5 protein-coding genes are annotated in these 10,556 nt (G+C 65.3%); 2 read left to right on the top strand and 3 right to left on the bottom strand.

The features are described from left to right. Positions 1–110 precede the first annotated feature (110 nt). Both treS and glgB read left to right on the top strand, forming a co-directional pair. Entirely contained in the window at positions 111–3,428 is a 3,318-nt protein-coding gene (treS, locus tag ACO6VM_RS02520; RefSeq protein WP_422402717.1) for a maltose alpha-D-glucosyltransferase, read from the top strand. Positions 3,429–3,572: 144 nt separating this feature from the next. Then, a complete protein-coding gene (gene glgB / locus ACO6VM_RS02515; protein ID WP_422402716.1) occupies positions 3,573–5,783 on the top strand; it encodes a 1,4-alpha-glucan branching protein GlgB in 2,211 nt (736 codons plus the stop codon). Between the two features lie 141 nt (positions 5,784–5,924). Here glgB and ACO6VM_RS02510 read toward each other — a convergent pair whose 3' ends face one another. The 3 genes from ACO6VM_RS02510 to glgX form a co-directional block, all read right to left on the bottom strand. Further along, the gene (locus ACO6VM_RS02510; RefSeq protein ID WP_422402715.1) at positions 5,925–7,001 is read right to left on the bottom strand and encodes an autotransporter domain-containing protein; all 1,077 of its coding nucleotides are present in this window, start codon (positions 6,999–7,001) and stop codon (positions 5,925–5,927) included. A gap of 330 nt (positions 7,002–7,331) precedes the next feature. Further along, entirely contained in the window at positions 7,332–8,126 is a 795-nt protein-coding gene (locus ACO6VM_RS02505; RefSeq protein WP_401057028.1) for an endonuclease/exonuclease/phosphatase family protein, read from the bottom strand. A 181-nt stretch (positions 8,127–8,307) separates the two neighbouring features. Further along, entirely contained in the window at positions 8,308–10,461 is a 2,154-nt protein-coding gene (gene glgX, locus ACO6VM_RS02500; RefSeq protein ID WP_401057029.1) for a glycogen debranching protein GlgX, read from the bottom strand. Between the last annotated feature and the right edge of the window lie 95 nt (positions 10,462–10,556).

Genomic DNA, 10,556 nt, shown 5'->3' with positions numbered 1-10,556 from the left:
GGTGCGTTAGACCAGTCGGGGTCCAATCCTCCCCCCATGATCTACCGCGTGGGAGCGGGCTTGCCCCGCGATCATCCTCGTGCACAAAACCGAACAGAAAGGAGTCGCACATGGCCAAGCGTTCCCGCCCGGCAGCCTTCATCGACGATCCCCTCTGGTACAAGGACGCGGTGATCTACCAGTTGCACGTGAAATCGTTCTTCGACGCGAACAACGACGGCATCGGCGATTTCGCCGGCTTGATCAGCAAGCTCGACTACATCGCCGAACTTGGCGTCAACACCCTCTGGCTACTGCCGTTCTACCCCTCGCCACGGCGCGACGACGGCTACGACATCGGCGAATACAAAGCCGTGCATCCGGACTACGGCAGCATGGCCGACGCCAAACGCTTCATCGCCGAGGCCCACAAACGCGGCCTGCGGGTGATCACCGAACTGGTCATCAACCACACCTCCGACCAGCACCCCTGGTTCCAGCGCGCCCGCCACGCCAAGCGCGGCAGCAAGGCCCGGGACTTCTACGTATGGTCGGACGATGAGCAGAAATACGACGGCACCCGGATCATCTTCCTCGACACCGAAAAGTCCAACTGGACCTGGGACCCAGTGGCCGGCCAGTACTTCTGGCACCGCTTCTACTCGCACCAGCCGGACCTGAACTTCGACAACCCGCAGGTGCTCAAGGCCGTGATCGGGGTGATGCGCTTCTGGCTCGACATCGGCGTCGATGGCCTGCGCCTGGACGCCATCCCCTACCTGATCGAGCGCGACGGCACCAACAACGAGAACCTGCCTGAGACCCACACCGTGCTCAAGGCAATCCGCGCCGAGATCGACGCCAACTACCCCGACCGCATGCTGCTGGCCGAGGCCAACCAGTGGCCAGAGGACACCCGGCCGTACTTCGGCGAAGGTGAAGGCGACGAATGCCACATGGCCTTCCACTTCCCGCTGATGCCGCGCATGTACATGGCTCTGGCCATGGAGGACCGCTTCCCGATCACCGATATCCTGCGCCAGACCCCGGAGATCCCTGCCAACTGCCAATGGGCGATCTTCCTGCGCAACCACGATGAGCTGACCCTGGAGATGGTCACCGACCGCGAGCGCGACTACCTGTGGAACTACTACGCCGAAGACCGTCGCGCGCGCATCAACTTAGGCATCCGCCGCCGCCTGGCACCCTTGCTGCAGCGCGACCGACGGCGCATCGAGCTGCTGACCAGCCTGCTGCTGTCGATGCCCGGCACGCCCACGCTGTACTACGGCGACGAACTGGGCATGGGCGACAACATCTACCTGGGTGATCGCGACGGCGTGCGCACCCCCATGCAGTGGTCGCCGGACCGTAACGGCGGTTTCTCCAAGGCCGAGCCGCAGCGCCTGGTGCTGCCCCCGATCATGGACCCGCTGTACGGCTACCAGACCGTCAACGTCGAGGCCCAGGCCCACGACCCGCACTCGCTGCTCAACTGGAACCGCCGCCTGCTGTCGGTGCGCAACCAGCAGAAGGCCTTTGGCCGTGGCACCTTGAAAATGCTCACCCCGAGCAACCGGCGCATCCTCGCCTATATCCGCGAGTACAGCGATGCCGAGGGCAACAGTGAAGTCGTGCTGTGCGTGGCCAACGTTTCACGCGCCGCCCAGGCCGCGGAGCTGGAGCTTTCGCAGTACGCCGAGCGGGTGCCGGTGGAGATGCTCGGTGGCAGCGCGTTCCCGCCCATCGGCCAGTTGCCGTTCCTGCTTACCCTGGCGCCATACGGCTTCTACTGGTTCCTGCTGGCCGCCCACGACCGCATGCCCAGCTGGCATGTGCAACCCACCGAAGGCCTGCCCGAGCTGACCACCCTGGTGCTGCGCAAACGCATGGAAGAGCTGCTCGAAGCGCCGTCCCGGGGCACCCTGGAAAGCGCGATCCTGCCCCAGTACCTGCCCAAGCGCCGCTGGTTCGCCGGCAAGGAAGGGCCGATCGACCAGGTGCACCTGCGTTACGGCGTACGCTTCGCCACCGCGACCTTGCCGGCATTGCTCGGCGAGCTGGAGGTGCACAGCAACGGGGTGGTGACCCACTACCAACTGCCGTTCGGGTTGCTGCCCGAAGAGCAGATCAACGCCGCGCTGCCTCAGCAACTGGCGCTGTCGCGGGTGCGCCGTGGTCGTCAGGTGGGGCTTATCACCGATGCCTTCGTCCTCGAACCCTTCATCCGTGCGCTGCTGCGCGGTTGCCAGGACGGCCTGCGCCTGCCCTGTGGCGACGGCCTTGGCGAACTGCGTTTCCAGTGCACCGAGCAGTTGGCGGCGCTGGCGCTCGATGAACAGAGCGAGGTGCGCTACCTGGGCGCGGAGCAATCCAACAGCTCGGTGGTGGTCGGCGGCAGCCTGGTGCTCAAGCTGATTCGCCGGGTCAACCCGGGGATCCACCCGGAGCTGGAGATGAGCGCTTACCTCACGGCTGCCGGCTTTGCCAATATCTCGCCTTTGCTGGCCTGGGTCAGCCGCGTCGACGATAGCGATCAATCAACCCTGCTGATGATCGCCCAGGGCTACCTGAGCAACCAGGGCGATGCCTGGGACTGGACCCAGAACACCCTGGAACGGGCGATCCGCGACGAGATGGAACCGACCCGCAACGAGCAGGAGGCGCACACCGACGCCTTGGCCGAACTCACCGGCTTCGCCGCCGTGCTGGGCCAGCGCCTGGGCGAGATGCACCTGCTGCTGGCGGCGCCCACCGGTGATGAAGCGTTCCAACCGCGGCCGAGCGATGCCGGCGACAGCGAGCGCTGGAGCCGGCAGATCAGCACCGAGCTCGAGCATGCCCTGGACCTGCTGGCCCAGCACCGCGATGGCCTGGACGGTGACAGCCAGGCCCTGGTCGACGACCTGCAGCAACAACGCCAAGGCTTGCGGCAGCACATCGACAACCTGGCCCGCCAGGCCCAGGGCGGGTTGTTGATGCGTGTGCACGGCGACCTGCACCTGGGCCAGGTGCTGGTGGTGCAGGGCGATGCCTACCTGATCGATTTCGAGGGCGAACCGGCGCGGCCGCTGGACGAGCGCCGGGCCAAACACAGCCCTTACAAGGATGTCAGCGGCGTGTTGCGATCCTTCGACTATGCTGCTGCCATGATCCTGCGCAGCGCCTCGGCGGTAGACCTCTCCGACGCGGCGCGCCAGGCCCGTCAGCGGGTTGCCCGGCAGTACCTGCACCAGTCGCGTCACGCCTTCGTCGAAGCCTATGGCCTGGCCACCGCCGCCATGCCCCATGCCTGGCAGCAGGCCGAGGGCGAGCGCGCCGCACTGGAACTGTTCTGCCTGGAAAAAGCCGCCTACGAAATCAGCTACGAAGCCGAGAACCGGCCGAGCTGGCTGGCCGTGCCTTTGCATGGCCTGCATGGGTTGATCAGCACCTGGGGGGAGTCATGAAGGTTTTCCTGATTGTGGCGGCGGCGTGGGAGCGGGCTTGCCCCGCGATGGGGCCTCAACCCTCATCGCGGGGCAAGCCCGCTCCCACGCCGCGCCCAAAAGCTCGTCAAGCAATCGTGTAAACACATGGAAAGGGGCAGTGAGATGAATGCAACCACGCGTGACAACGGCAGCCTTCGGCAACGGGACCTGGACGCCCTTGCCAGCGCCACGCACGCCGACCCGTTCGCCGTGCTCGGCCCGCACCCCGATGGTGCAGGCGGTCAGTTTATCCGGGCCTTCCTGCCCAACGCCCTGAATGTGCGCGTGCTGGCGCGCGATGGCGGGCACGTGCTCGCTGAAATGCAGCAACAGCGCCTGCCAGGGTTGTTCACCGCGCACATCAACGATGCCCAGCCGTACCTGCTGCAGATCGGCTGGGCCGGGGGCGAGCAGGTCACCGAAGACCCTTACAGCTTCGGCCCGCAACTGGGCGACATGGACATGTACCTGTTCTCCGAAGGCAACCACCGCGACCTGTCCGGCCGCTTCGGTGCGCAACCGACCCAGGCCGACGGCATCGACGGCGTTTGCTTCTCGGTGTGGGCGCCCAACGCCAGGCGGGTTTCGGTGGTGGGCGACTTCAACAACTGGGACGGCCGCCGCCACCCCATGCGCCTGCGCCACAGCGCCGGGGTGTGGGAATTGTTCGTGCCGCGCCTGGGTGTCGGCGAAACCTACAAGTACGAAGTGCTCGGCGCCGAGGGTGTGTTGCCGCTCAAGGCCGACCCGCTGGCCCGCGCCACCGAGCTGCCACCGAGCACCGCCTCTAAGGTGGCCGGCGCCCTGGCCCACGACTGGCACGATGAGCAATGGATGGCGCAGCGCGCCCAGCGCCACGCCTACAACGCACCGCTGTCGATCTACGAGCTGCACGCCGGCTCCTGGCGCTGCGAGCTGGACGATACCGGCGAGGTCGCGCGCTTCTACAACTGGCGCGAACTGGCCGAACGCCTGGTGCCCTACGTGCAGGAACTGGGATTCACCCATATCGAGCTGATGCCGATCATGGAGCACCCGTTCGGCGGCTCGTGGGGCTATCAGCCGCTGTCGCTGTTCGCCCCGACCTCGCGCTACGGCACGGCGGAAGATTTCGCCTTCTTCATCGACGCCTGCCACCAGGGCGGCATCGGTGTGATCCTCGACTGGGTACCGGCGCATTTCCCCACTGACGAACACGGCCTGGCGCGCTTCGACGGCACCGCGTTGTACGAGTACGACAATCCGCTGGAAGGCTTCCACCAGGACTGGAACACGCTGATCTACAACCTCGGCCGCAACGAGGTGCGCGGCTTCATGCTGGCCTCGGCGCTGCACTGGCTCAAGCATTTCCACATCGACGGCCTGCGTGTCGATGCCGTGGCGTCGATGCTCTATCGCGATTACTCGCGCAAGGCCGGCGAGTGGGTGCCCAACCGCCATGGCGGGCGCGAGAACCTCGAAGCCATCGACTTCATCCGCCACCTCAACGGCGTCGCGGCCCACGAGGCACCGGGCGCGTTGATCATCGCCGAGGAATCCACCGCCTGGCCCGGCGTCAGCCAGCCCACGCAACAGGGCGGCCTGGGCTTTGCCTACAAGTGGAACATGGGCTGGATGCACGACACCCTGCATTACATCCAGAACGACCCGATCCACCGCACCTACCACCACAACGAGATGAGCTTCGGGCTGATTTATGCCTACTCCGAGCACTTCATCCTGCCCATCTCCCACGACGAGGTGGTGCACGGCAAGCACTCGCTGATCGACAAGATGCCCGGCGATCGCTGGCAGAAGTTCGCCAACCTGCGCGCCTACCTTGCGTTCATGTGGGCCCACCCGGGCAAGAAGCTGCTGTTCATGGGCTGCGAGTTCGGCCAGTGGCGCGAGTGGAACCACGACAGTGAACTGGACTGGTACCTGCTGCAGTACCCCGAGCACCAAGGGGTACAGCGCCTGGTCGGCGACCTCAACCGGCTGTACCGCGAGCAACCGGCACTGCATGAACAGGACTGCCAGCCCCAGGGCTTCCAGTGGCTGATCGGCGACGATGCGCACAACAGTGTGTACGCCTGGCTGCGCTGGAGCAGCCAGGGCGAACCCTTGCTGGTGGTGGCCAACTTCACCCCGGTGCCGCGCGAGGGCTACCGGATCGGCGTGCCGTTCGGCGAACGTTGGCAAGAGTTGCTTAACAGCGATGCCGGGCTGTATGCAGGGTCGAACGTGGGCAACCTGGGGGCGGTGGCCAGCGATGAGATTGCCAGCCATGGGCAGCCATTGTCGCTGGCGCTGAACCTGCCGCCGTTGGGGGTGTTGGTGATGAAGCCAGCCTGATGGAATCATCGCGGGGCAAGCCCGCTCCCACGCTCAGACTGGGCTGCCCCTAAAGGTTGGACAAATCAGATTGGTATCCAACTTCTTGGGGGCAGTCCAGACCGTGGGAGCGGGCTTGCCCTGCGATGAGGCAGAACCTGCCTACCAGCGCATCCGCACGCCCAGGCTGCCAATCAGCCCATTCAGATCATTGTCATCCACATCGCTGCTGTAATCGGCACTGACGAACAGCGCCACGTTCGGCGTGACTCGCGCCACCAGCCCCAACCCCAGGTCCACCGAGGTCGAGCTGCGCGAGCTGGAGATCTTGTCGACCTGGTCGAGCTTCACCGAGTCGCTGTTGCTGAAGTCATACCAGACGTTGGTGCGTACATAGGGTTCGATCGGCATGCCGCGCACTACGTAGCGCGCCGACAGCTTGGCACCGACCCGGCCGCTCCAGCTTGGCTGGCTGTCGAACGCCTGCAAGGTTTCCTCCTGCACCTGGCTGCCCGGGAAGAACTGCTGGTTGATCAACTGCGCCTGGGGCTCGATCACCCAGCCGCCACCCAGGCCGATGGGGTAACCGCCCTCCACCGAGAAGGTCATCGCATGGCCGCTGTCGTCCACCCGCTGGCCGGCCTGGGAGCGGCCATTGACGTCGATGCGCGTGCCCATGGCCACGGCGTCCAGGTGCCAGCCCTGCTCATGGGTCATGCTCCAGTACACGCCCAGGCTCTCGCCGCTGAGGTTCACCGCATTGCGTTGCTTGTCACCGAGCAAGGGGCGCATGCCGTTGAAGCTGCTCTGCAGGTTGTTGTGGCCGACGAAGATCCCGGCACGGTGAACGTTGCCTGCGCTGGTTTCGCGCACGAACAGGTCGGGGCCGATCATCAGCTGCTGGCTGGGCGCCTCCAGCTGCGCCGGCGCCTGGGGCGTTGGCCGTGGTGCGCCGGGGAAGAACTGCGCCCACTGGCTGGCGATCATGTCGCTGGCCAGCGGGCCGTGGCGCTCGCTCATCTGCGTCGAGAATGCCGAGAGCATGCCCTGGTTGAGGCCATTGACGCTCAGCGGGTCGAGAGAGAGTTGCGGGACCTCGGGCTGTTCCAGGAACCGGGCGAAGGGTTCGCCCTCCTGCAGTTCGAAGGCGAAGGTTTCCACCGGGGTTGCCAAGAGCAGCGACGTGGAAACCGCGCAGCAAAAAGCTTCGAAACGCAGGGGGTTCGAGGTGCTTTTCATGGCGGATCTCCTGTTGTTGTGTGTTGGACAGCACGTTGAACAGCCGGGCAATCTGGCCTGATGTCACGGGCTGTACGACAAAAACAGGGGCGACCCAGACCAGCGCGCCAGCCTGCTTGAGCGCGCACAAAGGCGCGAGCTAGAGGCCCGGCACGAATTTTTACGTCTGTTGGTTCTGTTCAGCTAAGGAGAGGACAGGGCTTGCGTCAAGAATGTGTGAAGGCTTTGGTAAGGGTTCGTTGAGTGATTCAAGCCATTGAATTTGTACAGAATTGGCGAGGCCATATCGTCAATGGTGATTTCTCGCCGGGCGGCTATGCCGAATCGTTGCTACAGGCGCACTTCCACTGCCAGCGGCAGATGATCGGACAGGTGTGTCCAGGGCTTGTGGCCGAGGATCTTCGGCCCATGGCTGTCGGCGTTGCGCAGGTAGATACGGTCCAGGCGCAGCAGTGGCAGACGCGCGGGATAAGTGCGGGCGAGCAGGCCGTGATGGCGTTCGAAGGCTTCGTGCAGGCCCTGTTGCCGGACCAGGGTGCGATTGCCGTGCAACTGCCAGTCGTTGAAGTCACCGGCGATGATCACCGGGGCGTCGGCGGGCAGTGCATCGAGCAGCTTGCTCAACAGTTGCAGCTGTTTTTGCCGATGGCTTTCCAGCAGCGACAGGTGCACGCAAATGGCATGCACCGGTGGTTGCCCGGGCACGTCGAGCACGCAGTGCAGCAGGCCGCGCCGTTCGGGGCCGGTGATCGACACGTCGAGGTTGCGGTGTTCGATGATCGGGTACTTGGACAGCAGCGCGTTGCCGTGGTGGCCGTCTGGGTACACCGCGTTGCGCCCGTAGGCGAAGTCGCTCCACATGCTGTCGGCGAGGAATTCGTACTGCGAGGTCTGCGGCCAGCCGGGGTAGCGGCTGGCGTGGCGGTCGTGGCTGCCGAGCACTTCCTGCAGGAACACGATATCGGCCTGGGTGCTGCGCACCGCCTCGCGCAGCTCTGGCAGGATGAAGCGCCGGTTGAAGGCGGTGAAACCCTTGTGGGTATTGACCGTCAGCACCTTGACCCGGTGCACGGCCGGGGCTTGGTCGACGCTGGCGAAACCTGGACTGCCGGCTTCGGAGTTCACGGGGGCTCCTCAAGGACAATGGCTGGCGTGGCGTGGGAGCGGGCTTGCCCCGCGATGGCGTCAGCAAAGCACTGCGATGTTGCCTGATCAGACGCCATCGCGGGGCAAGCCCGCTCCCACAGAGCCCGTTCCACAAAGCCCGCTCCCACGCAGTGTAGGACCGAAAAGGCCCATTGCAGGTTCACTCCTCCTCGCGCTGCAACACCATCAACAGCAACGACCGCCCCTGCACCTCGAACACCGTGTCGAACTGCAGATGCTGCGGCTTGCGCAGCTCCGGCCGATCGGTGTCGACCAGGCAGCTCCAGTATTCGCCCTGCGGCACCGCCGGCAGCTTGAACGGCACCACGTCGTGGTAGGCGTTGACGATCAGCAGCAGGGTCGCCTCGGCCCCGGGGCGGGCAATGCCGCTGACCTGGGCGCGGCCGTCCATGAGCATGCCCAGGCAACGCCCGTGCGGGTCTTCCCACTGCTCCACGGTCATCTCGCTGCCGTCCGGGGCCAGCCAAGTCACGTCCTTGACCCCGATCGCCTCGTTGTAGTCACCCACCAGAAAGCGCGAGCGGCGCAGGATCGGGTAGGCCAGGCGCAGGCGGGTCAGGCGCTTGACGAAGGCCTGCAAGGCCTTGCCGTCCTCGTCCAGATCCCAGTTGACCCAGCCGATCTCGCTGTCCTGGCAATACGCGTTGTTGTTGCCGTGCTGGGTGCGGCTGAACTCGTCGCCGGCGACGATCATCGGCGTGCCCTGGGCCAGCAGCAGGGTGGCGAAGTAGTTGCGCATCTGGCGCATGCGCAGGGCATTGATCGCAGGGTCGTCGGTCGGGCCTTCGACGCCGCAGTTCCACGACAGGTTGTTGTTGGTGCCGTCCTGGTTGTTCTCGTCGTTGTCCTCGTTGTGCTTGTCGTTGTACGACACCAGGTCGCGCAGGGTGAAGCCGTCGTGGGCGGTGACGAAGTTGACCGAGGCGTAGGGCCGCCGGCCACGGTTGTTGAACAGGTCGCCGGAGGCTGTGATGCGCGCGGCGAAGTCGGCGAGCATGCCTTCGTCGCCTTTCCAGAAGCTGCGCACGGTGTCGCGGAAACGGTCGTTCCACTCTGCCCAGCCGGGGGCGAAGTTGCCCACCTGGTAGCCGCCGGGGCCGCAATCCCAGGGCTCGGCGATCAGCTTGACCTGGCTGAGCATCGGGTCCTGGCGGCAGGCGACGAGGAAGCCGTGGCGTTCGCTGTAGCCATCGTGGTAGCGGCCGAGGATGGTTGCAAGATCAAAGCGGAAGCCGTCCACATGCATTTCGCCCGCCCAATAGCGCAGCGAGTCGGTGACCAGTTGCAGCACGCACGGGTGGCTCAGGTCGAGGGTGTTGCCGGTGCCGGAATCGTTGATGTAGAAGCGCTTGTCGTCGGGCTTGAGGCGGTAGTACGAGGCGTTGTCGATGCCGCGCATCGACAGGGTCGGGCCGCGCTCGTTGCCCTCGGCGGTGTGGTTGTAGACCACGTCCAGAATCACTTCCAGCCCGGCGTCGTGCAGGTGCGCAACCATCTCCTTGAACTCGGCGATCTTGCCGCTGGCCAGGTAGCGCGGGTGCGGGGCGAAGAAGGCGATGCTGTTGTAGCCCCAGTAGTTGTTCAGGCCCTTGTCGAGCAGGTGCTGGTCGTTGACGAAGGCATGGATCGGCAGCAGCTCGATGCTCGATACCCCAAGCGCCTTGATGTGCCCGAGCAGTTCGTCGTTGGCCAGGCCCGCGAAGGTGCCGCGCAGCGCCTCGGGCACCGCCGGGTGGCGCATGCTGATGCCGCGGGCGTGCGCCTCGTAGATGATGGTGCGCTCCCAGGGGATCTGCACACGTTGGTCGCGGCCCCAGGTGAACGCCGGGTCGATGACCTTGCATTTGGGCACGAAGGGCGCGCTGTCGCGCTCGTCGAACGACAGGTCGTCGTCGGGGTGGCCGATGGTGTAGCCAAACAGCGCCTCGGACCATTTCAGCGTGCCCACCAGTTGCTTGGCGTAGGGGTCGATCAGCAGTTTGTTGGGGTTGAAGCGGTGGCCGTTCTGCGGTTCATACGGGCCATGCACGCGGTAGCCGTAGACCAGGCCAGGGTGTGCGTCGGGCAGGTAGCCGTGGTAGATCTCGTCGGTGTACTCGGGCAGCTCGATGCGCTCGAGCTCCTGTTCGCCGGTTGAATCGAACAGGCACAGTTCGACTTTGCTGGCGTTGGCCGAGAACAGGGCGAAGTTGACCCCCAGGCCGTCCCAGGTGGCGCCCAGCGGGAAGGGCATGCCTTCGCGGATGCGCGACGGGGCGACGGAGCGGGTTTTCTTCGGGGTGCGGGGGCTCATGGCGGTCCTCGTGGTGCGGGGGGAGGGGTATCGGGGGGGGGGGGGGGAGGGGGAGGGAAGAATAAAAGCAAGGTGAAATAGGGAGGACTCACATA

Origin of the sequence: Pseudomonas sp. GZD-209, assembly GCF_049310485.1 — a bacterium.
GTDB classification, from domain to species: Bacteria; Pseudomonadota; Gammaproteobacteria; order Pseudomonadales; family Pseudomonadaceae; genus Aquipseudomonas; species Aquipseudomonas sichuanensis.
The sequence above is the reverse complement of the archived record's forward strand: the minus strand, read 5'-3'. Positions and strand labels throughout refer to the sequence as shown.